Source organism: Candidatus Magnetobacterium casense (assembly GCF_000714715.1).
Classification (GTDB): domain Bacteria; phylum Nitrospirota; class Thermodesulfovibrionia; order Thermodesulfovibrionales; family Magnetobacteriaceae; genus Magnetobacterium; species Magnetobacterium casense.
Window position 1 is genome coordinate 16,573 of the sequence record NZ_JMFO01000016.1, and the last position, 20,632, is coordinate 37,204.

Here is a 20,632-nt window from a genome sequence, read left to right on the forward strand (position 1 = left end):
TCCCTACGAAATAGGGGGGCGTGCATGCGTGTTGCCTCAATCCACACAAATGTGCTATACTGTAGAATGTAACGATACGTTAATATTAAGACTAAAGGAGGTAGATATCACAGACATGCTCAGAGCAATAATATTTGGATGGCTGATTATAGTTGCAGTTGCCGGCTGCACTGCAACCACAACCGTAAGGGCCGATAATTCACCGGAGTCGGGGCAACCTGCCTCAGTCCCTCCCGCCCCGGCGCCATTGCCAGGTCACATCAATCTCATGGGGACGGAATTTGAGGACATTGCAATCCCACAGGAACTGAATCTGGAAGAGGACGAATCTATCCTGATCAACACCCGTGCCTTTGTCGGCGGTGCGTTGACGTACTCTGCACCGGTAACGGTGGAGTCCCTGATCAGATTCTTCAACCACGAGATGCCAAAGAGGGGCTGGGAATTCATTGCCTCCTCCTATGCAAAGAAGAACGTTATACTGGCCTTTTCCAAGTCAAACAAAAACTGTATCATTTACATCAATATCCCCGGCGATTGGGGCAACAACACGCGTGTCCAGGTGTGGTTGGGCAAGACGGCTGCCACACACAAATAAATCGGATATAGGGTGCATGGGACAAAAAAAAAGAAAGGGGCGGCTCCGCTTCTTTGTCGCTCCAGGTCGCACCTGGCCCCTTTAGAACCCCCTGCAAGGGGACCAGTCCCCCACCGAGCCGGGGGTCGCTGACCCCTTGACCCCATAATTAAATCTGCCTGATACGTTGCGCGTTACCCCGTAAAGCCGCTTTGTACGTTGCGTATCCTCTTGGCAAGTTCACGCATGGCGTCGGTCAGCGTCAACCCTGCCTCCATGCGAGCCCTTACAAACTCGGCCTTGGACAGTTCGTTGATGACGTGATCGGTAGGGCCGCCCATCTTGCACTCGTTTATGCCTTCCTGAAGTTGCTGTGTTATGCAGGTTTCTATTTCCTGGGGGGTAAACTTGTTTGCCAGTTCCCTTACCTCTTTAAGTGGTACGGATTGTTTTTCCATGTTGTTACTCCATTTCAGTTCTTATGATAAATATGTCTGATAGATGCATTTTAAACCTGCAAGGCTGTTACGGGTTGAATGACAACTGAATAGTTAGCTGGTAAGGCACGGAGCAGTTCAAAAATGCCGCGGCACAAACTTACCGTCGTTAAGTATCCTGACCGTATCACCGCTTTGGCCAATGACAAAGAGACCTTTGTGATAAGCATACCTGTCAACTCCTTTATCTATGACAATGCCTGCTACCGCGCCTATGACAATCCGCCCGACATATTCATCAAAGGCTTCTTTAAATTTGGATAATCGCTCCAGGTGCTCATTTACATCTTCTACTTTTAACGTGCTCTTGATCTCTATTGCCACTACATATTGGCCGTTAATTCCCAAGATGTCAATCTCCACGTTGGCATCCTCTATATAGACACCTTTATGGACTCTTTTCAGCTCAATCCCCCTTTCCTGGAACATCTTCTTTGTTGCCGGCAAAACTAACCCCACCACAAAATTACTCCACTTGCCAGTTAGTTCATTGACAGTCTTTGTGGTTTTTGCAACCAATTTTTCGGTTTTTGCCAGTTGCGCATCGGTTTTTGCCAGTTGCGCATCGGTTTTTGCCAGTTGCGCATCGGTTTTTGCCAGTTGCGTATCAACCCTCTCCGATGATATCCTCATTGCTTCTTTCAGTTGGCGTGTATCCTCCGCAGCCTGCCGGGTATCCTCCTCGGCCCGCTTTGCCCACTCCTTCAGTTGCCGGGCCAGCTCCGCATTTTCCCGGGCCAGCTCCCCAACAATAGCCTCTAACCTGTCTAAACTATCTTCCGTTGCATACATTGTCATAAACCTCCTTGCTGCTTAATAATACCATGTCTCAGGGCTGTTTGACAAGTAGTGGGTTCGCTTGCCGAAAAAAAATCCTTGACAGTTGAGTTTAACATGTGATACCATATAAAGGCTTGGCTTTGCCGAGACATGAGCGATACCCAGCCGGGTGCCGGGTAAAGCAAAAAAATAGTGCAACGAAGGAGTAGGTTATGCGAAAGATATTTGTGGCAGCGTTGATATGTGGCATGATACTTGCTACAATGGGGGGGTAGCGACGGCTGACTCGGAAAAGGTCGTCAATCCAGCAAACAACCACACCTACCAGAGAATCGATACACAAATGACATGGGCCGATGCAAAGGCCAATTGCGAAAAATTAGGCGGATACTTAGCAACCATAACGTCAACCGATGAGAATAAGTTTCTTATCGATAACTTATTTTCAGTTACTCCTAATGACAAATTTTGTTGGCTTGGAGCAACTGATGCAGAATCAGAAGGCACCTGGAAATGGGTAACTAACGAAAAATTGGAATTTACAAATTGGGATAGTTATCAACCTGATAATTATCAGGGAAATGAGAATTGTCTCGAATACTGGCCCCCGAAAACACAATGGAATTCAGGAACAGAATGGAAATGGAATGATAGCGATTGTTCTAACTCCAAAGTTTCACTTTGCGAATGGGAATCACCATTACCGTCTCAGTACACCCTGACCGTCACGAAGTCCGGCAACGGCTCCGGCAGCGTAACAAGCGCAGACGGCAAGATCAACTGCGGAAGCACATGCTCTGCATCGTACAACACCGGCACGACCGTGACATTAACCGCAACAGCAGACTCCGGCTCAACATTCGGCACCTGGACGGGCTGCGATACCACAAACGCTAACACTTGCACGGTAAACGTAACCTCAAGTAAAAGCGTGACCGTCACCTTCACATCAGGTTGCACCAGTACCACAAGGGGGCTGAAGTACGACTTCAACGGCGATGGCATAGACGACATCCTCTGGCACAACAAGACAACGGGCATGGTATACATCTACCTCATGAAGGAGGACGGAACGGTACTCACACACGGGACACCGGGGACGGTTGACAACCTGACCTGGAAGATCGAGGGCGTGGGCGACTTCAACGGCGACGGCAAGGCTGATATCCTGTGGCAAAACTCAAAGAGCGGTCAGGTTGGTATCTGGCTTATGGATGGTGCCTCAGCGTCAGGCAAGGGCTCGCCCATAACGATGTCAGACCTCAACTGGCACATCAAGAAGGTTGGAGACTTCAACAAGGACGGCAAGTACGATATCGTCTGGCATAACATGACTTCAGGACTGTTGGTTGTCTGGTTCATGGACGGCATGGAGATAGCCGACAAAAAGGTGATTGGGCTAGTCCCCATGAGTGACTGGGATATTATTAAGTAGGCTCTTGGTAAATAGGCTTTCGGTAAATCCGGTAAGTAACTGTTAAGAGGATAGATGCACAACAAGGAGGTTGGTTACGGTGTTGGTAATCAGCCTCCTTGTCTTTTGTATAAGGTTTATTGACAAACTAATGAGTTCCTCTCTTGAGACCTCTGCTGTTATTTCATCCATTGGCAAAGTCAACTATCATGTCGGCTATCGTCTTTTTGACCTTTTGCACATAGACCAGTTCCTCCCTGAGCTGCTTCTCAAGCGTTGCAATCCTGGAATAAAACGGCGTCCGATCAAGCAGTTGTCCCTTGGTCTTCACGTCCTCGCCGTATTGTTGCACAAACTGTTGGCAACCATCCCACTGCTGCCTGCCCTTCGTCGGCGAATGCAACACCGCCGCTACACCGTGGATACGGCATATCAGCGGCCTGTGCTCATAGACAATGCAACGCCCCTGATGGTTCACCGGACACATGAGCCTCAGCATGTGGCTGTCATGCGGACGTCTGGCCACCTGCAGACGGTAGGTCTCGGCATTCTGCAATACGGCCTCGACCAATTGTTGATCTGTGATCTCAGCCAGTCCGCGAAACAGATAGTACTCCTCGATCAGTGTGTAGTGGTAAAACACGGTCGTGCAACAGTTGTCATCGCACCCGTCACAACCAAAGCCGTTATAGACGCCCTGCATGTGGGCATACTGCTCGTCGATTTCCCGATATATTTCGCCCAGCTTATCCATAAACGGAGTCAGGTCATTTGCAGCCATTACAGTGTCCCCTTTGTGGATGGTACGCCCTCGACCCTCGGATTCTTGGTAATGGCCACGGAGAGCGCCCGCGCAAACGCCTTAAAGATGGCCTCGTATATGTGATGGGCGTCCCTGCCGTAGTGCAGTATGATGTGCAGGTTGCACAGGGCATGATTGCTCAGACCCCTGAAGAAGTCCTCAAAGAGTGACACCTGCAGGTCCTTGAGGGTGCCGAGGGTCTCCTTTACGTGATAGACCAGGTATGGTCGCCCGCTGAGGTCAATGACCACCTCCGCCAGCGACTCATCCATCGGGATGATGGCCGCACCGTAGCGATTTATGCCCTCCTTGGTGCCAAGTGCCTGTGACAGCGCCTGACCTATGGTGATCCCCATATCCTCCATCAGGTGGTGGTAATCAACCTCCGTGTCGCCCCTGGCCGTTATGGTGATGTCAAACAGGCCGTGTTTGGCCATGAGGTTAAGCATGTGATTGAGAAACGGTATCGTTGTGTCAATGTGTGCCTCTCCGCTGCCATCGAGGTCTATCTCGACGCTGACATCCGTCTCTGTTGTCTCTCTGTGTGTCTGTGCCCTTCTATTCATCAGATACTCCTAATTTTTGTCAGATTACCAGCCATGATTAATTTAAACCTATACCTCTAATGGTAATATCACTACCATCTCTATATTATACACCACCAGAACTCAAAACACAAACATCCACAGCAATTGGGCGCATAAATTTTTGGTGGCGTCAAGGGAAGCATTATTTACTGTTTTTTTCTAAATAGCCATTTAATGCTGTTTTTGGAGATGGATTCCCGTTTTCACGGGAATGACAGGAAATGGCATTTTGCGCCCATATGTGTCATTCCTGCGCAAGCAGGAATCCATTAGCCACTACTTTCTTATGCACCCCAGCAATTTAGAGGATAGAGCATACAGTGAGGACTGACAAGCTAACGAACTTCTACCTAACCCTCAACCTAACCAACCAACCCTTTACGGGATCAAGGGGACTTCTTCGTGCCCGGGGCGGGTGCGACCCGCTGCGACAAGATTGCGCCCCGCCCCTTGCAGGGGGGTCTGAGGGGGGGTGGGGCACCCCTGCCACAAACCGCCCCCTTCTTTCTTCTTCCCGATTAGCACTCATCCACGGTGGTGGGGCATTTCCTGTTTTTGTAGAACTCGTAAAACAGGAGCGGGACCGCTATAAGCGTCAACAACGTGGCAACCACCGCCCCGGTCATCATGGATATGGCAAGACCCTGAAAGATCGGGTCGAAGAGCATCACGAGGGAGCCTACCAGGACGGCCAGGGCAGTCAACGCAATTGGCCGAAACCTCACAGCTCCAGCCTTGATGATGGCATCCTTGAGATTGCCGGATTCGTTCCAATCGACCTGAATGAAATCGACCAGGAGTATCGAGTTCCTGACGATTATCCCGGCCAACGCTATAAAGCCTATCATGCTGGTGGCCGTAAAAAATGCACCCATCATCCAGTGCCCGGGCAGTATACCAACGAGCGTAAGTGGAATCGGCGCCATTATGATAAGGGGCGTGATGAAGTTCTTAAACCATCCCACAACCAGTACGTATATCAGAATAAGCACAACGGCAAAGGCAATTCCCATGTCCCTGAACACATCATAGGTTATCTGCCACTCGCCATCCCACTTCATCGAGTACGTCTTGTCAAGCCAGGGCATACCGGAAAAATACTGTTTAAGCTCGTACCCTTCGGGGAGCTTTAAGTGCTTGATGACATCCTTCATCTTGAGGATCACGTATGCGGGGCTTTCCTCTTTGCCTGCCACGTCGGCGGTGACGTATGTGACACGCCTGAGGTTCTTGTGATAGATCGTCTTATCCTCAATCTCCTTTTTGACACGAACCAGTTCCATCAGCGGTAACAACGTGCCGTTTTGCGAAGGCACCGTGATGCCCTCCAGGACACTGAGGCCGGACCTCTTTTGCAGTGCAGCCTGTAACACCACCTCCACTGGCTCCTTGTCGGTCTCCGAGTGCAGGAGTCCTACGCTCATGCCGTTTAGGGCCGTCCTCATCGTACCGGCAATGGCCTCGGCACTGACGCCACTGCGGGATGCCTTGTCCATGTCGGTTTCAAAGACGTACTTGACCTGGTCGTCCTCCAGCATCCAGTCTACGTCAACAACGCCATCGGTCTTTTTGAAAATCCCCATGATATCTCTGGCGATTTCGATCTGTCGTGTCGTATCGGGGCCGTAGACCTCGGCCACCAGCGTGCTCATCACGGGAGGGCCGGGGGGGATTTCCGCAATCTTTATGTTGGCGCCATAGCGGGCGGCTATCTCACCGAGTGGGGCACGGATGCGTTTGGCGATGTCGTGACTCTGGGCGGTACGCTTGCTCTTGTCAAGCAGGTTTATCTGGATATCGGCCATGTTGGCACCCTGACGCATGTAGTAGTGTCTGACCAGACCGTTGAAGTTAAACGGGGCAGACGTCCCTATGTACAACTGAAAGTCCATGACCTCGGCAACGGTCTTTATGTATTCCGAAAGGGCACGTGTAACCTCGGCGGTTTTTTCAAGCGTGGCGCCCTCGGGCATGTCTATAATTACCTGCAATTCGCTTTTGTTGTCAAAGGGGAGCATCTTGACGGTTACCAGCTTCAACGGCAAGAGCAAGACAGCACCACCCAGAAGCGACAACACTGCCAACAGGGCAGCATATCTGTAGAGGCGATGCTCAAGGAGCGGCTTCATTATTTTTTCATAGAGCGATAACATTCCCTGTCCTTCGTCATCCTGTTCCGGGGAATTGTGGGAGTCGTGTTTGACGTTTTTAAGCACCATGTAACCCATCCACGGGGTCACGATAAAGGCGATCAGCAGGGAAAATATCATGGCGGATGAGGCACCAACCGGGATAGGTCTCATATACGGCCCCATCAAACCACTGACAAAGGCCATCGGCATAAGGGCGGCGATCACGGCAAATGTGGCCAGGATCGTCGGATTGCCCACCTCATCCACGGCCGCTACGGCACTGCTTACGCTTGCCCCGTGTAGCTTGAAATGTCGGTGGATGTTTTCCACGACCACTATGGCATCGTCAACAAGTATGCCAATTGAAAAGATCAGCGAAAAGAGCGTCACGCGATTTAGCGTATAACCAAAGAGGTAATTTATCAGCAGCGTAAGGGCCAGCGTCACCGGAACGGCCACCGCCACCACGATTGATTCCTTAAATCCAAGCGTGAAGGCTATCAGCAGGATTACAGAAAACGTTGCAATAAAGAGGTGCTCCAGGAGGGAGTCGGACTTTTCCTTTGCCGTTTCGCCGTAGTCGCGTGTCACGGTGACGTTGATGCCGTTTGGGATTAACCAGCCCTTGAGGTGTTCTATTTTTTCGATGGCCTTTTCGGCAATTGTGGTGGCATTTGATCCCTTGGTTTTTGCCAGTGCTATTGTGACGGCGTTTGAGAGTCCGGGATGATTTGCCCGTGCCCCGTGGCCCATAAAGACGTAACTGGATGGTTCACCAGGGCCGTCCGTGACATCGGCCACGTTTCTCAGATAGACTGGAGAGCCGTTATGGACACCTACAATGATGTCTTTGACGTCCTGTGCTGATTGCAAGTTTTTGCCGGTTTCAACCACGTACTCCACGTTGTCCTGCTGGAACACCCCCGAGGGGAGCAGCACGTTTGAGTTCTTGAGCGCATTGATTATATATAGCGGTGACAGTCCATAGCCCTTGAGTCTTTCCGGGCTGAACGTCACCCTGAGTTGTCTCGTCTGTCCGCCAGTTACGTATATCTCAGCGACGTTGTTGTCTTTCTTGATTTCGTCCGCAACCTGCATGGCAACGCTTCTCAACTGATAGGCGGAGTACTCGTCGCTTGAAAGCGTCAGAGAAACTATCGGCACCTCGTCAATGGACTTGGGCTTGATCAATGGTCTTGAGACACCTGCGGGGATTTTATCGAAGTTGGCGGCGAGTTTTTGGTGGAGCTTTACGGAGCTTTTTTCGGTATCTTCGCCAACGTAGAACCTGACTATGGCCAGCGTGAAGCCGGGTCTTGTCACCGAGTAGACGAACTCCACGCCCGTGATTTCGGAGAGAACCTTCTCCATCTGGTATGTGACAAGCTGTTCCATCTCCCTGGCAGACGCCCCCGGATAGCTGACCATGACATCAAACATCGGCACCACTATCTGCGGCTCTTCCTCACGCGGGGTCACCGAGACGGCAAACAACCCCATCAACAGAGAGGCAAAAACAATCAACGGCGTGAGCTTTGACTTTATAAACGAAGACGCTATCTTGCCTGATATCCCCAGGTGTTGCATATTCCTACTTTGCACCCTCAGTGGTGACTGCCCCGGTCCCTGATGCCCCGGTCCTGGAAACCGTCCCACCGTCGATGGCGTTGCCAACCCCGCCTACGACCACCTCATCGCCCTCATTCAGTCCGGAGAGCACCTCAACGGCGGCCTTGTCCGGATAGACCTTCCCGGCCTTAACCATACGGAAACTGACAACGCCTTCCTTGCTGACGGTGTAGACTCCGGTCAACTGCCCCTTGTCCACAACTGCGGTCTGCGGCACAAGGATGACCTTGCGCATACCACCGGGGATATCAACTGTGGCATTAAAACCGCTTTTAACGTCCTTGGCAGTAACGGATATCTTCAGATTAAACGTCCTGCCGGCAGGGTCTACCTGTGGGCTGACCTCCGACACGGTACCGGTTTCACTGCCGCCTGTGGCATCGATACGGACGTTGAGCTTCTGTCCGACAGCTACGTGATTATACATGCGCTCATCGAGGCTCACATTTACCGTGTATTTTCCGGCCTGTTCCATTGTTATAAGCGGCATCCCCGGTGCGGCCATCGTCCCGGCTTCTGCCATCTTTTTGACTATGACGCCGTCAAAGGGGGCCGTTATCTTCGTGTAACCAAAATACACCTTTACTTCGTTAATAGCCGCCTCGGTACGCCCAATCATAGCCTTTGCCTGTTGCACCGACAGGGCAGCCATGTTGCGCTTGCCATCAACCTCGTCAAACTCCTGGGCGGTCAGCACCTTTTCTTCATAGAGGCGCTTGTATCGTGCGAATGTGATATCAGCGAGGCGCTTTGTCTCCTGCGCCATATCGTGGGCGACCTTTGCCTCGGCCTGTGCGGCCTGTGCCTGTGCGAGCTTTTTGGAAAACTCCGTGTCGTCTATTTCGATCAGGACTTTTCCGGCCCTTACCGTGTCGCTCTCTTTGACGTGGATGGCCTTTATCTGACCCATTACGCGGGCCGATAGCACGGTGACGTTCTCCGCCCTGACCGTACCGCTGGTCTCATAGACGTCCTGCACCTCCGTAGCTGCAACCTTTTCCGTTGTGACATCCTTTACAACCGGACGGGAGACCTTCTCTGTTGTTTCATGCCTGGTCTTTTCACATGAAGCCAACAAGACTATTATCGCAAATATTATCGCAAGTAATAAAAATACCCTATTTCTTAACATTACCGCTATCTCCTCTGTATATCGAAAACATTTAAAATTCTCCCGGCATAAAACTCCAGTGTTGCCAGCGCTATAATGTGTTGTCCCTTGGCCGCGGCCACATCTGCACGGGCCTTATCCGTAGCCGCCTGCACGTCCAGCAGGGAGACCATCGGGGCCATGGCATTGGCGTACCGTTTGGCCGTGAGTCTCAGCCCTTCTTCGGCAACATTCAGGGCATCCAGCGCCAGGGCCAGCTTCTTTTCGCTCTCCACGACCCCAAGATAGGCGTCATAGACCTCAAACCCTGCCTGTTTCTTCAATCCCTCCAGATACTCTGCCGCCTCGTTGGCCTTGTACCTGGCCTTTGCTATTTCGTGCTCACGCTTGAGGCCGTCAAATACGTTTATCCGCATAAACGCCATAAGCTGATAGCTATCCCCGTCGGAGCCAAACGGTATGTTGCGATCGTTGAACTGATAGTTGCCGCCCACACCGATCAAAGGCAGATAGTCGGCCTGTGCCATTTTTATCATTTTTTTTGCCGTTTCATTATTTTTTTCCATGGAGAGCACGTCGGCCCTTTTGGCAGCAATGGTATTGTATTCTTCGTAAGGAAGCAATTCTATGATGATATCCTCATCCACGATGCCATATGGCTCGTTTGAACCAATCATGAGGCCCAGGAAGCGCTTTGAGGAGTTCAAGGTCTTTTGGGCACCTGCCAGCCTGCTCTCTGCCTCTGTCACAGATACCTGCGCCCGTAAGACGTCCGCATACGTGCCTACGCCCGTATCGTATCGCACCCTGGCCACCCGCAGGTGTTCCCCTGCGTCTTCAATGGCCTTGTTGCTTACCCCGACATACGCTCCGGCAATCTTTACGCCCACGTAGGCCTTTACCACATCGAAGGCAACGCTTTCCCTGATACGCTTAAGCTCGTGGTGTTTGCTATCGAGTGCGTCTTTAGCGATGTCGATCCCCAGGGATGCCTTGCGCGCAAACAGCGGCATCTCAAATTCAAGGTTTGTGCGGTAGTTGTTGATCGGATTGGGGTGATTGAGTGCGCTTATCTCAAAGTCCTGCTGCGAAAAGCGGCTCTGGTTGAGCTTTGACATGAAGTAGTATGTGGGATTGTTTGTACGCATGATGGTTTCCTCAAAGGTGACCTTGGGGAGCAGGTTTGCGCGTGCTATGTCCACATCGTTGCTTGATGCCTCACTTGCGAAGGTGACGGCTTTGATCCGGTGGTTGTCCTTCATGGCCAACCCGATAGCGTCTCTGAGGCTTATGTCCGCTGCCCCTGCTATCACCGGCATTACCAGTAAAAAGCATACCGTCCAGCATGTTCTTATGATTGCCCTGTATACCATAACGTGTAAGAACAGTGTAAAAGAAATGTCAGAAGAAAATCAAGGGGGTCGTCTTTTTCTTCTTCATTCTTTTTTTTTGATTATGTTACAATATCCTGATGACAGAGAAAAGTAATACCACCGGCGTGCTGCTCTTAAACCTCGGAGGGCCGGACTCACTGGAAGCGGTGAGACCGTTTCTGTACAACCTCTTCTCCGACCGGCTGATCATAAAGCTGGGGCCGGAGTTTTTGCAGCGCCCCATTGCCGCCTCTATTGCCCTGAGCCGCGCACCAAAGACCAGGGCAATGTACCAACAGATAGGCGGAGCATCCCCCATCACTCGCCTCACGCTTGAACAGGCCAATGCCCTGCAGACCTCCCTCGGTGGCAACTTCAGGGTCTACGTGGGGATGAGATACTGGCATCCGTTTATAGAGGCGGCGGTTGCACAGGCCTACGCAGACGGCATACAGCACTTTATCGCCCTGAGCCTCTACCCGCACTACAGCCTGGCCACAACCGGATCGGCATTTGCCGAACTCCAGAACGTGCTCAAGACCTATCCGTTGCCCTGCACCTACATCCGCAGTTGGTCGCAAAACAGACTCTACATCGATGCCCTTGTCAAGTCCATTGTGGAGGCTATCGGTGACGACAACCACGCAGATTGCCACATCCTCATGAGCGCACACGGCCTGCCGGTCTACTTTATCGAAAACGGCGACCCATACCTCGATGAACTCAACAAGACCATCGACCTCATAAAAGAAATGCTGCCCGGGCCAACCTACCACCTGTCCTTCCAGAGCCGAAGCGGCCCCGTAAAGTGGCTGACTCCCTCCACGGAGGAAAAAATCCTGCAACTCTCCGCCGAGGGCGTAAGACGTTTGATCGTTGTTGCCATCAGCTTTGTCTCTGACCACATTGAGACCCTGTATGAGATAGATATTTTGTATTCACATTTAGCAAAAAAACATGGTATAATATTAAAGAGGACGAGGGCTTTAAACACAGAGCCTTTGTTCATAGAAGCCCTCACAGATATTATAAACGGGTATTATAAATGATGCTGACAGCACAATGTAAGCGGGTGACATAGGGAGAAGATGACAGTTGCAATAGTTGGGGGTGGCATTGCGGGATTAACCGTCGGGTATCTGCTTGCAGAGAGGTTTCCGACATCAGAGATACGGGTATTTGAGGGGCAGAACAGACCGGGGGGGAAGATATGGACGCACAAGGAGAGTGGCTATCTTATCGAAAGTGCAGTCAACGGATTTCTCGATAACCGCCCCAGAACCCTTGAGCTGTCGGCTCGCTTAGGACTCTCTCCGGTTCGGAGCAACGAAGGAGCCAGGCGTCGTTACGTATACTGGGGGGGACGGTTGCAGAGGGTACCGGAGGGGTTGACGGCCTTTGTACGTTCCGACTTGCTCAGTGCAGGGGGCAAGGTACGGGTACTGATGGAGGCGTTTCTGCCTCCGGCTAAAGACATCGAAGATGAGACCCTCGCCTCGTTTGCAACCAGGAGGTTGGGCAGGGAGGCATACGAAACCCTGATCGACCCTATGGCCTCTGGCATATACGCAGGGGATGCACAACAGTTGTCCTTGAAGGCATGTTTTCCCAAGGTGTACAATCTCGAGGCCAACTACGGCGGATTGATACGCGGAATGCTTCAAAAGATGTGGCAGAGTCGAAAGACCAAGCAGACCGTTTCGGCAGGCCCCGGTGGTGTGCTGACGTCATTTGATGCAGGTATGGGCAGTATCATCGACGTTCTCAGTGAAAGGTTGGGTCCCAGGCTCATGGTGGGGCATTCTGCCGTGGCAGTGCAGAGGGTGCGTGAGAGGTACGTCGTACACTTTGACGCACAAGACCCCATAGAGGCAGACGTGGTCATACTGGCAGCGCCGGCATATGCCTCTTGCGTTATGCTGAGGGAGTTGGACGCTCAAATATCGCGGGAACTTGCCGGCATCGTCAATCCCCCCGTATCGGTAGTGTGTATGGGGATCAAAACGGAACATATAAAAGGCGATGGCGTTGACGGTTTTGGGTTTTTGATTCCCTCCAGGGCCGGAAAAAAGACCCTGGGGACGCTGTTTGACTCAACTGTCTTTCCACACAGGGCACCGGAGGGATACACCCTCTTGCGAACAATGGCCGGCGGGGCAAGAAATCCACACATCGCCCTGCTGAAAGACGACGACCTCGTTTCAACCGTACTAACAGAATTGTCCGACATCATTGGCCTGAAAGATACCCCCGAAATGATAAAGATATACAGACATGAAAAAGCCATTCCACAGTATAACCAAGGCCATCCCGCAATGTTGGACAGGATCGGCCACCTGATGCAACGGCACCGGGGGCTGTATCTGCATGGCAATTCGTACAGGGGCATAGGGGTAAACGACTGCATAGAGACCTCCTTTGCGCTGGTTGAGAGGATTGCCGGGGAGATGTTTGCAGATGTATAGCGATATCAGAAAGAACACGGATAACACGTATAGCTTTTTTTTATGATTTATAAACACCATAAGATAGTAAACCTTTATTAAGGAGGTAGCAATGACAGAGGAACAGATCGTAGAGAGATTAAGGTCAGATAACGAGCAATTCAGGAGGCTGTTTGAGGAGCACAGACACTTGGACCTGCAGATAGACGAGATGGACAAGAAGCTGTATCTGACCACTGAAGAGGACTTTCGCAGGAAGGAGATACAGAAGGAAAAACTGTTCAAAAAGGACAGAATTGCAGAGATGATAAGACAGTACAAGAAGATGCCGGATTATTCGATGGCAGCCGGGGTATCTTCGGAGGGGTGATGCCCCCTCCCCGGACCTCTTCCATAAAGGGAGGGGTATTGTGTTGATAAAACCAGGAGGTTATAGACATTGCGCAGTGACAAGATAAAAAAGGGCATAGAGCGGGTGCCTCACCGGACGCTCCTCTATGCAACGGGGATACCGCCCTCTGAGATGAATAAGCCTTTTGTAGGGGTTGCGACGAGCTTTACGGACGTCATCCCCGGGCATATCGGGATGCGAGAGCTGGAACGGTTTATTGAAAAGGGTGTGCATACGGGCGGAGGATATCCGTTTTTCTTTGGCATACCGGGCATCTGTGACGGCATAGCGATGGGGCACAGTGGGATGTATTATTCGCTACCGTCGCGCGACCTGATAGCCGACATGATAGAGTCCATAGCGAATGCCCATCAGTTTGATGCCCTGGTGTTGCTGACCAACTGTGACAAGATAACCCCTGGGATGTTGATGGCCGCAGCGCGTGTCAATATCCCCTCTATAGTGGTTACGGCCGGGCCGATGCACTCCGGACGTATTAGTGACAAACGCCTGTCGCTGGTCAATGACACGTTTGAGGCCGTGGGCAGGTATCAGAAGGGGTTGATCGGAGACAGCGAGCTTCAGGCCCTTGAGATGTGCGCATGTCCCGGGGTGGGTTCGTGTCAGGGGATGTACACGGCCAACACGATGGCCTGTGTGACAGAATCCCTGGGAATGAGTCTGCCCTTTTGCGCAACCGCCCTGGCGGTTTCCTCTGAGAAGAAGCGCATTGCCTTTGAGAGCGGTCGCAGGGTTGTAGACCTGGTCAGGGACAACATAACGCCGCGTGATATAATGACTCGTCAGGCATTTGAAAACGCCATGCGCATAGACACTGCCCTTGGCGGCTCCACCAACACGGTGTTACACATCCCGGCCATTGCCCACGACGCCGGAGTATCGTTGCCTATAGAGGTGTTTGACGAACTCAGCAAGACGACGCCGCACATTGCCAACATGCTCCCCGGTGGCGAGCATTACCTTGAGGACTTGCATTATGCCGGTGGTATCCCGGCGGTGATGAAGCGGCTTGCCTCGTTGCTTCACGACATGCCGACGGTCTCCGGCAAGAGTACACACACGATAATAGATGCGGCGGTCATTGTCAGCAATGAGGTGATCCGTCCGCTGGATCAGGCGCATCACGCCGAGGGCGGGATAGCGATCCTCGGTGGGACACTGGCCCCCGGTGGTGCGGTGGTCAAGCAGTCTGCCGTGGTGGAGAAGATGATGTGTTTTGAGGGCACGGCCAAGGTGTTTAACTCCGAGGAAGAAGCGATGGCAGACATCATGTCGGGCAAGATAGTTGTCGGAGACGTGGTGGTGATCCGTTACGAGGGCCCCAAGGGTGGTCCCGGGATGCGGGAGATGCTATCGTGTACGGCTGCGATTGCCGGTATGGGATTGAGCGATTCGGTAGCCCTCGTCACGGATGGCAGGTTCTCCGGGGGTACGCGTGGGCCTTGTGTGGGGCACATATCGCCTGAGGCTATGGAGGGCGGCGTCATCGCCATCGTGCAGGACGGCGACAGGATCAGGATCGATATCCCGCAACGGAGGCTCGACCTGCTCGTCGCCGAGGATGAGATCGGCAGGAGGTTCAAGGATTGGCAGCCCCAACCCCCAAAGATAACGACCGGATACCTCAGCAGGTATGCAAAGATGGTTACATCAGCAGCTACTGGCGCCATCATGAAGACATAGAAAAGAAACCCTCACCCTGCCGCTAGCACCTGAGCTATTTCCTTGACGCACCGTGCCAGGGCGCCGGAGTTCCTTGTGTACAACTCCCTGGCCACAGTCCCCATGCGTTGACGCAATGAGTTATCAGCAAGCAACATTCCCAGAGTGTCGCAGAGGCTGTCGGCAGTCACGCTAATGGCGGCACCCTGCTGGATGAACTCCCCGGTCATGGGGAAGTTGTCCATGTGCGGGCCACAGACAATCGGCACCCCCCACGAAGCCGGTTCCAGGAGATTGTGCCCGCCCTTTGGCGCAAAACTGCCGCCCATGACGGCGACCTGCCCAGCCCCATAGAGTGCGGCCAATTCTCCGACGCTATCGAGAAGTATCACGTCCAACTGGGGCAGCACACCCCTAAACATGCTCCGCCGCAAGCATCTCAGCCCCGCACGTTTGATCAACCGCTCCGCCTCGTCAAAACGCTGCGGGTGTCGCGGGGCAAGTACCAATACCACCCCTGCAAACTGCTCCCTGAGACGCTTAAAGGCCGCCAGTACGATCTCTTCCTCGCCCTCATGCGTGGAACCGGCCACAATCATTGGTACTGGTAATTGTTCAGCCCACGCAGGCACAACCGTCGGTGATTCGATGTCGTATTTGAGGTTGCCAACGACCTTTACACGACTCTCATCGGCGCCAATATCTATGATCCGTTTGGCGTAGACCTCGTTCTGCATTCCAAAGAGGCTCACCATAGACAGGACGTCTTTCATGAAGAACCTTATATGTCTGTAGCCCTTGTACGACCTGGAGGAGATGCGGCCATTGAGAACTACCACGGGCGTGTTGTATGCGTGCATGGTATGAAAGACCCCCGGCCACAGCTCGGTTTCCATTGCGATAAAGATATCGGGCCTTATACACTCAACTGCCCGTCTGACCGTGTGTGGCAGATCGAAGGGAACGTAGATAAGTCTTACACTGTTCTGAAACTTCTGCCTGGCCACGGCCTGACCGGTGTCGGTGACCGTTGAGACAACGACGTTGGGGGTGAGCTCCTGCAAAATCTTTTTCACAAGCGGTACGGCCGATATGACCTCACCCACTGACACGGCGTGCAGCCAGACCACAGGGGCATCCTTTGACTTCCAGCCCCCGGAATCACCGGAGCCACACCGGTCGGACAACCACCGCTTCCTGAGAGGCCCAGGCCGCTTGAAATACTCAAAGGGAAGCAGCAGAGCCAACGCCCCCGTATACAAGGCATTATACAAAAACATCATTAAGAACATTATAACATGTGGGTATACTGAAATAACACAGGTTTTTTCAGGCATGATAATTGAGTGTGAAATAATGGGAAAGAGGACTTCTTCGTGGCCGGACGCCTCGTCCCTCCCCTTGCAGGGGGTTCTGAAGGGGCCAGGTGCGACCTGGAGCGACAAGAAGCGGAGCCGCCCCTTTTTTTTTCTTACGGTCAAATGCGATTGCCCTGACCCATAAGCCGACATTTCGCACAACACGCTAAAAAACAAAGGATATTTTATCTTAAAGCTATATGCCCCTTCTTTTGTATCTTGAGCAGGTTGTCAGGTTAGGAGTTTTATGGCCACGTCCATCTTGTTTTCTGTCTCCTTACAGACCGTGTACAACTGCCTGAGTACCTTATTGTACCCCTGCAGATGAGGAAGCACGGTTTCGTTTCTTTGGGATATCTGCTGTACCCCGTTTTCTATGTTCCTGAGCTTTTTGACGATGGTGTCACGTTCGCTCCTTATGGCATCCACCTCGTCTATGAGGTGGGTCTTAAGCGCCATACAGTTGTCCATGTCCACCATGATGGTCTTTATGTTTACCTTGAGTCTGTTGACGTCTTCAATGAGGTACTCTCTCCTGGAACTTAAGGATTCTATGCTGCCATTATAGCCCGCCGCCCTGTTGTTGGTCATCTTGATTTCAAGGCTAATTGAGGCTATTACGGCATCAATTCCTTCGGTTTCATTTTTGAGCTGTTTTATTCTTGCTTCCAGTTCCCTGTTTTCACTTTCAAGCTCAACCTGTCGCGCCCTTGAATCCTTTAACTCCGTCAGCTTCCCCCTGATCGTATCCTTGATGCCGTCGTAGAGTACCTCGTAGGCGCTTTTTTCCTGTGGCGCTTGCGGCTGCTGTTGTGTCCTTCTGAACTTATACATTGCTTTACCCTGCCTGCGTGGTAGCGTTTTTCTTAAGCGACTTTATCTTTTCAAGATTGATTATACGCTCACCCCTAAGCGTACTAATCTCCCTCTCCAGACGACCGATTGCCTCTATCGCAGAGGAATACCTTATCTCGAGGTAGTTGATTTCCCTGATCAGGTCTGATTTCTCAATCTCCAGGTCATCGGCACGTTCCCTGGCTAGCAGTTCTTTGCGTTTGAGGGCGCCGATCTCCTTTTTCATGTCAACTATGGCGGTCTGGGCGATATTTCTTTCATCAATGAGGTGCTCGATCTCTGCCTGCAGCTCCTCTTTGGTTGCGGTTTCATCGGTGATGCGCTGGAGTTTCTGCTCAACCTGTCCCTTTTCATGGCGCAGCTCTGAGATGATCTCCTTTGATGCCCTGAGGTCCTTGTCCAGTATGGCGTTTATGGAAAGCACTTTCTTGAGCTGCTTTTCCATATTGCCTATTATGGCAAACATGTCGTTGAGCGTTTTTTCTACGTCAACGGAACTGATCACTTCCTTGAGGAACTCAATTCCCCTGATCTCAGACAACAGCGGCGTAGTCATCAGGGCACGACTCTGGTGTTGTGTCTTGCTCTCAAAGGGAAACTCCAAGGCATCCATATCAGGGGCAGACATCTCTGTTACGTTGTTTGCTGCATCTGAGATATCATCTCTTTTGGCATCTCTTTGCGTTATATCTGTTGGCGTCATCTGGTCTCCTTTTTGTAAAACTCTACCTTGACGTTTTTGTTGATCTCTTTCATTCTGTCCAGAAGATTTTTCATGCCCTTATGGGTCTGGATGAGTTTGTCCTCCAGGCCCGCAAGGCTTATCGTCCTTCTGGGTATATCCCCCTGGACAGAGTTGATCTTTTCCTTGTAGATATTCATTTCACCCTTCATGAACTCGATATCCATGATGATGTTGCCAAGGACAAATATATCCTCGTTCAACTGTTCCGAGACGCTGTCATAGACCTCACCCAGCCTTGTGACCTCCGCCTGCAGGAAGTCGGTGTCAAAGACTAGGCTGTTTTCATCTATCATGGGTTTGAGCTGCTTTCCTCTGATCTCGTTGGCCTGTCTGAGCAGCTTCTTGAGTTCCATTCTCTTGTCAAGGAGTTGGAGTTCAAGCACCTTTGCATCCTTTGTAAGCAGTTCGTTTTTGTCCTCCAGGGACTTGACCTGTTTTTTTACCAGTTCCAGTTCCGTTTCGGTTTTTTTTAATACATCCTCCACGATGGAGTCTGCATTTATACCCTGATCGTTGATGGGTGTAACCGGATTGGAATCCGTTATCTGCTCGTTTATCTGCTCCTGTGGCATTTATCACTACCTCCTTATTTGAGGTATAACTCTATTAGCTCGGTCTTTGTAAAGGTCTCATCGCACTCGATGCCACGCTCAGTGCATAGGGCTATGATTTCGGACTTTGACATATCGCGCAGTTGTGCCTCGGATAGTCTGCTGTCCTGGCCTTCGGTGGTTGCTTCCAGTGCGGCTGATTCTTCTGCAGCAGGCTCCTCTGCTGACATGGCGGCAAGGGCTGCCTCGGTGATCGACTCGTGGGTTTCGGCTACCGGTTCTTGTACCGGGGATGCCTCCGGTGATGTCTCATCAGGGACCTCTTGTACCTCTGTTACAGCTTCGACCGATACGCTTTCGCCCTCAGAGGGAAGCTCAAAGGACTCCACTTTGCCGAGTTTCTCCTTTTGCCACCAATCTTTCAGCTCCTCGATTGCACCGGCAAGGGCGCTGCCCGACAACTGCACGTCAAACGATATAGACTCACCCGTGAGGATACTCAATGACTCCAGCGCCTTTTCTCTGATTTCTACGTTGTCATCACCCAGGAGTCTCATCAGCGGTAGCACAGCCGTCTTGTCCTTGAGACTTGCCAAGGTAATGGCGGCGGCCTTTCTGACCTTGTCCTCCTTGTCGTTAAGCGACTGCACGAGGGACGGTACGGCCTCCGTGATATCCTTCCAGCCGATGTATGTGGCGGCCATGCGTCTTACTTCGGGATGCTCGTCTTTCAGGGCTTCGGTGAGTATCTGCTTTATCCTGTCGCCTTCGCCTATTTTGTACAGACCCCTGAGGCTGCTGAGTCTGACCCTGTAAGCGGGATCGTTGAGGAGATCGACAAACAGCTCTATTGCCTGTGTATCTCCTATATTGGTCAGGGAGTTGACGACCTCGGTGGTCAAAAACGGGTTATTATAGTTGACGGCCTCAAGCAGTATGGGGACGGCTGCCTTGTTACCGATCTTTCCGAGTTCTGCGGCGGAGAGTATCTTTATCTCCATATCGGAGTCGAGCAGGTCGGCTGCTATCTTGCTGAATATTGCACGATCGGAATCGGTGTCGAACTCGCCCAGTTTAACGGCTTTGTCGGTCTTGGACTTGATGTTGGCGTTGACTGTGCCGGTATCTACGGGTTTGGCTTTTTTCCTTGTTGCCTTTGTTTCGGCGGTTTTTTTCTCTTCGGCCTTTTTTCTCTTTTTGTTTTAGTTTTTCGGCCTTTTTGATGTCTTCCAGCTCGGCTATACGGACCTTGAGTCTCTGTATCTCTTTTTCGTACTCCTTGACGTCACTTATGAGTTTTTTTGCTTTATCGGAGTCGAGTTTTTCTGCCGACGCTCCCTCCTGTCCTATCTCATAGAACAGGCCCTTGATCTTGTCTTCGTACTCTTCGATCTTGTCTTCGAGTTCACCGGCTTCGTCTTTTTTGAGTTTAATCTTTGACACACCACCGACAAACAGGTCTTTTGTTTTGGATGCCAGTGCGGGGGTAAAACTCATAAGGTCTACTGTTTTCTTCCAGAGGTCCGGAGTCTTTTTCAAGAGGTCTGGAGTCTTTTTTAACTGATTGTACATAGCCACTGTGAAGTCAGCGCTGACGTCGTATGCACTTACCATAAAGCTGCCTGTGGCATTTAGTGCCCTTGCCACGCCACCCATAAATCCTTTTCTCTGCGTCTCTTGCTGCATTGTATCCTCCTAACTTT

The 20,632-nt window shown here is 51.6% G+C and carries 19 protein-coding genes; 6 read left to right on the plus strand and 13 right to left on the minus strand.

What is annotated here, in order from left to right; translation table 11 throughout:
- The first annotated feature begins 115 nt into the window (after positions 1–115).
- Positions 116–598: a hypothetical protein gene (locus Mcas_RS16710; RefSeq protein WP_052567100.1), complete on the plus strand. Its 483-nt coding sequence runs from the start codon at positions 116–118 to the stop codon at positions 596–598.
- Between the two features lie 173 nt (positions 599–771).
- On the opposite strand, the gene Mcas_RS09585 is transcribed toward Mcas_RS16710, so the two are convergent.
- Both Mcas_RS09585 and Mcas_RS09590 read right to left on the minus strand, forming a co-directional pair.
- Positions 772–1,035 carry a hypothetical protein gene (locus tag Mcas_RS09585; RefSeq protein WP_040335315.1) on the minus strand — a complete coding sequence of 88 codons (264 nt, stop codon included), beginning with the start codon at positions 1,033–1,035 and terminating at the stop codon, positions 772–774.
- Between the two features lie 117 nt (positions 1,036–1,152).
- Positions 1,153–1,866, minus strand: a complete 714-nt coding sequence (locus Mcas_RS09590) for a hypothetical protein (protein ID WP_040335316.1) — start codon at positions 1,864–1,866, stop codon at positions 1,153–1,155.
- Positions 1,867–2,095: 229 nt separating this feature from the next.
- On the opposite strand from Mcas_RS09590, the gene Mcas_RS17655 reads away from it, so the two are divergent.
- Positions 2,096–3,289: a lectin-like protein gene (locus Mcas_RS17655; protein WP_081853754.1), complete on the plus strand. Its 1,194-nt coding sequence runs from the start codon at positions 2,096–2,098 to the stop codon at positions 3,287–3,289.
- Between the two features lie 163 nt (positions 3,290–3,452).
- Here the strand turns inward: Mcas_RS17655 and Mcas_RS09605 are convergent, their stop codons facing one another.
- The 5 genes from Mcas_RS09605 to Mcas_RS09625 all read right to left on the minus strand — a co-directional run bounded on the left by Mcas_RS09605 (position 3,453) and on the right by Mcas_RS09625 (position 10,848).
- The gene (locus Mcas_RS09605) at positions 3,453–4,049 is read right to left on the minus strand and encodes a YkgJ family cysteine cluster protein (RefSeq protein WP_052567102.1); all 597 of its coding nucleotides are present in this window, start codon (positions 4,047–4,049) and stop codon (positions 3,453–3,455) included.
- A complete protein-coding gene (hisB, locus tag Mcas_RS09610) occupies positions 4,049–4,636 on the minus strand; it encodes an imidazoleglycerol-phosphate dehydratase HisB (protein WP_040335318.1) in 588 nt (195 codons plus the stop codon). The genes Mcas_RS09605 and hisB overlap by 1 nt, the downstream gene beginning before the upstream one ends.
- Positions 4,637–5,175: 539 nt before the next feature.
- On the minus strand, positions 5,176–8,463 hold the full coding sequence (locus Mcas_RS09615; RefSeq protein ID WP_200873675.1) for an efflux RND transporter permease subunit: 3,288 nt from the start codon (positions 8,461–8,463) through the stop codon (positions 5,176–5,178).
- Positions 8,381–9,550, minus strand: a complete 1,170-nt coding sequence (locus tag Mcas_RS09620; RefSeq protein WP_040335320.1) for an efflux RND transporter periplasmic adaptor subunit — start codon at positions 9,548–9,550, stop codon at positions 8,381–8,383. The genes Mcas_RS09615 and Mcas_RS09620 overlap by 83 nt, the downstream gene beginning before the upstream one ends.
- Before the next feature lie 5 nt (positions 9,551–9,555).
- Entirely contained in the window at positions 9,556–10,848 is a 1,293-nt protein-coding gene (locus Mcas_RS09625) for a TolC family protein (RefSeq protein ID WP_162176297.1), read from the minus strand.
- A 152-nt stretch (positions 10,849–11,000) separates the two neighbouring features.
- Here Mcas_RS09625 and hemH point away from each other — a divergent pair, with 152 nt between their 5' ends.
- The 4 genes from hemH (at position 11,001) to ilvD (ending at position 15,441) form a co-directional block, all read left to right on the plus strand.
- Positions 11,001–11,951, plus strand: a complete 951-nt coding sequence (gene hemH / locus Mcas_RS09635; protein WP_040335323.1) for a ferrochelatase — start codon at positions 11,001–11,003, stop codon at positions 11,949–11,951.
- Between the two features lie 39 nt (positions 11,952–11,990).
- Entirely contained in the window at positions 11,991–13,367 is a 1,377-nt protein-coding gene (gene hemG / locus Mcas_RS09640) for a protoporphyrinogen oxidase (RefSeq protein ID WP_040335324.1), read from the plus strand.
- A 91-nt stretch (positions 13,368–13,458) separates the two neighbouring features.
- Positions 13,459–13,716: a DUF465 domain-containing protein gene (locus tag Mcas_RS09645; protein ID WP_052567103.1), complete on the plus strand. Its 258-nt coding sequence runs from the start codon at positions 13,459–13,461 to the stop codon at positions 13,714–13,716.
- Between the two features lie 69 nt (positions 13,717–13,785).
- Positions 13,786–15,441 carry a dihydroxy-acid dehydratase gene (ilvD, locus tag Mcas_RS09650; protein WP_040335325.1) on the plus strand — a complete coding sequence of 552 codons (1,656 nt, stop codon included), beginning with the start codon at positions 13,786–13,788 and terminating at the stop codon, positions 15,439–15,441.
- Positions 15,442–15,452: 11 nt separating this feature from the next.
- Here the strand turns inward: ilvD and Mcas_RS09655 are convergent, their stop codons facing one another.
- From Mcas_RS09655 to Mcas_RS09680, 6 genes are all read right to left on the minus strand, one after another.
- Positions 15,453–16,703: a 3-deoxy-D-manno-octulosonic acid transferase gene (locus Mcas_RS09655; RefSeq protein ID WP_162176298.1), complete on the minus strand. Its 1,251-nt coding sequence runs from the start codon at positions 16,701–16,703 to the stop codon at positions 15,453–15,455.
- A 306-nt stretch (positions 16,704–17,009) separates the two neighbouring features.
- Positions 17,010–17,612, minus strand: coding sequence for a hypothetical protein (locus tag Mcas_RS09660; protein ID WP_040335326.1), 603 nt, complete (start codon positions 17,610–17,612; stop codon positions 17,010–17,012).
- A gap of 4 nt (positions 17,613–17,616) precedes the next feature.
- Positions 17,617–18,336: a hypothetical protein gene (locus Mcas_RS09665; protein WP_040335327.1), complete on the minus strand. Its 720-nt coding sequence runs from the start codon at positions 18,334–18,336 to the stop codon at positions 17,617–17,619.
- Positions 18,333–18,950, minus strand: coding sequence for a hypothetical protein (locus Mcas_RS09670; RefSeq protein ID WP_040335328.1), 618 nt, complete (start codon positions 18,948–18,950; stop codon positions 18,333–18,335). The genes Mcas_RS09665 and Mcas_RS09670 overlap by 4 nt, the downstream gene beginning before the upstream one ends.
- Positions 18,951–18,964: 14 nt before the next feature.
- Complete coding sequence (locus Mcas_RS09675) at positions 18,965–19,930, minus strand: HEAT repeat domain-containing protein (RefSeq protein ID WP_040335329.1); 966 nt, start codon at positions 19,928–19,930, stop codon at positions 18,965–18,967.
- A 73-nt stretch (positions 19,931–20,003) separates the two neighbouring features.
- On the minus strand, positions 20,004–20,615 hold the full coding sequence (locus Mcas_RS09680) for a hypothetical protein (protein WP_040335330.1): 612 nt from the start codon (positions 20,613–20,615) through the stop codon (positions 20,004–20,006).
- Positions 20,616–20,632: the final 17 nt, after the last annotated feature.

Excerpts from the sequence above, each read along its gene's own strand:
- Mcas_RS09625 (WP_162176297.1), bottom strand. The coding sequence starts at position 10,848 with ATGCCGGTGATAGCAGGGGCAGCGGACATAAGCCTCAGAGACGCTATC.
- hemH (WP_040335323.1), top strand. The coding sequence starts at position 11,001 with ATGACAGAGAAAAGTAATACCACCGGCGTGCTGCTCTTAAACCTCGGA.
- Mcas_RS09680 (WP_040335330.1), bottom strand. The coding sequence starts at position 20,615 with ATGCAGCAAGAGACGCAGAGAAAAGGATTTATGGGTGGCGTGGCAAGG.
- hisB (WP_040335318.1), bottom strand. The coding sequence starts at position 4,636 with ATGAATAGAAGGGCACAGACACACAGAGAGACAACAGAGACGGATGTC.
- Mcas_RS09590 (WP_040335316.1), bottom strand. The coding sequence starts at position 1,866 with ATGTATGCAACGGAAGATAGTTTAGACAGGTTAGAGGCTATTGTTGGG.
- Mcas_RS09585 (WP_040335315.1), bottom strand. The coding sequence starts at position 1,035 with ATGGAAAAACAATCCGTACCACTTAAAGAGGTAAGGGAACTGGCAAAC.
- Mcas_RS09670 (WP_040335328.1), bottom strand. The coding sequence starts at position 18,950 with ATGCCACAGGAGCAGATAAACGAGCAGATAACGGATTCCAATCCGGTT.
- hemG (WP_040335324.1), top strand. The coding sequence starts at position 11,991 with ATGACAGTTGCAATAGTTGGGGGTGGCATTGCGGGATTAACCGTCGGG.
- Mcas_RS09675 (WP_040335329.1), bottom strand. The coding sequence starts at position 19,930 with ATGGAGATAAAGATACTCTCCGCCGCAGAACTCGGAAAGATCGGTAAC.
- Mcas_RS09620 (WP_040335320.1), bottom strand. The coding sequence starts at position 9,550 with ATGTTAAGAAATAGGGTATTTTTATTACTTGCGATAATATTTGCGATA.
- Mcas_RS09665 (WP_040335327.1), bottom strand. The coding sequence starts at position 18,336 with ATGACGCCAACAGATATAACGCAAAGAGATGCCAAAAGAGATGATATC.
- Mcas_RS09605 (WP_052567102.1), bottom strand. The coding sequence starts at position 4,049 with ATGGCTGCAAATGACCTGACTCCGTTTATGGATAAGCTGGGCGAAATA.
- Mcas_RS17655 (WP_081853754.1), top strand. The coding sequence starts at position 2,096 with ATGTGGCATGATACTTGCTACAATGGGGGGGTAGCGACGGCTGACTCG.
- Mcas_RS09645 (WP_052567103.1), top strand. The coding sequence starts at position 13,459 with ATGACAGAGGAACAGATCGTAGAGAGATTAAGGTCAGATAACGAGCAA.
- Mcas_RS09660 (WP_040335326.1), bottom strand. The coding sequence starts at position 17,612 with ATGTATAAGTTCAGAAGGACACAACAGCAGCCGCAAGCGCCACAGGAA.
- Mcas_RS16710 (WP_052567100.1), top strand. The coding sequence starts at position 116 with ATGCTCAGAGCAATAATATTTGGATGGCTGATTATAGTTGCAGTTGCC.
- Mcas_RS09655 (WP_162176298.1), bottom strand. The coding sequence starts at position 16,703 with ATGATGTTTTTGTATAATGCCTTGTATACGGGGGCGTTGGCTCTGCTG.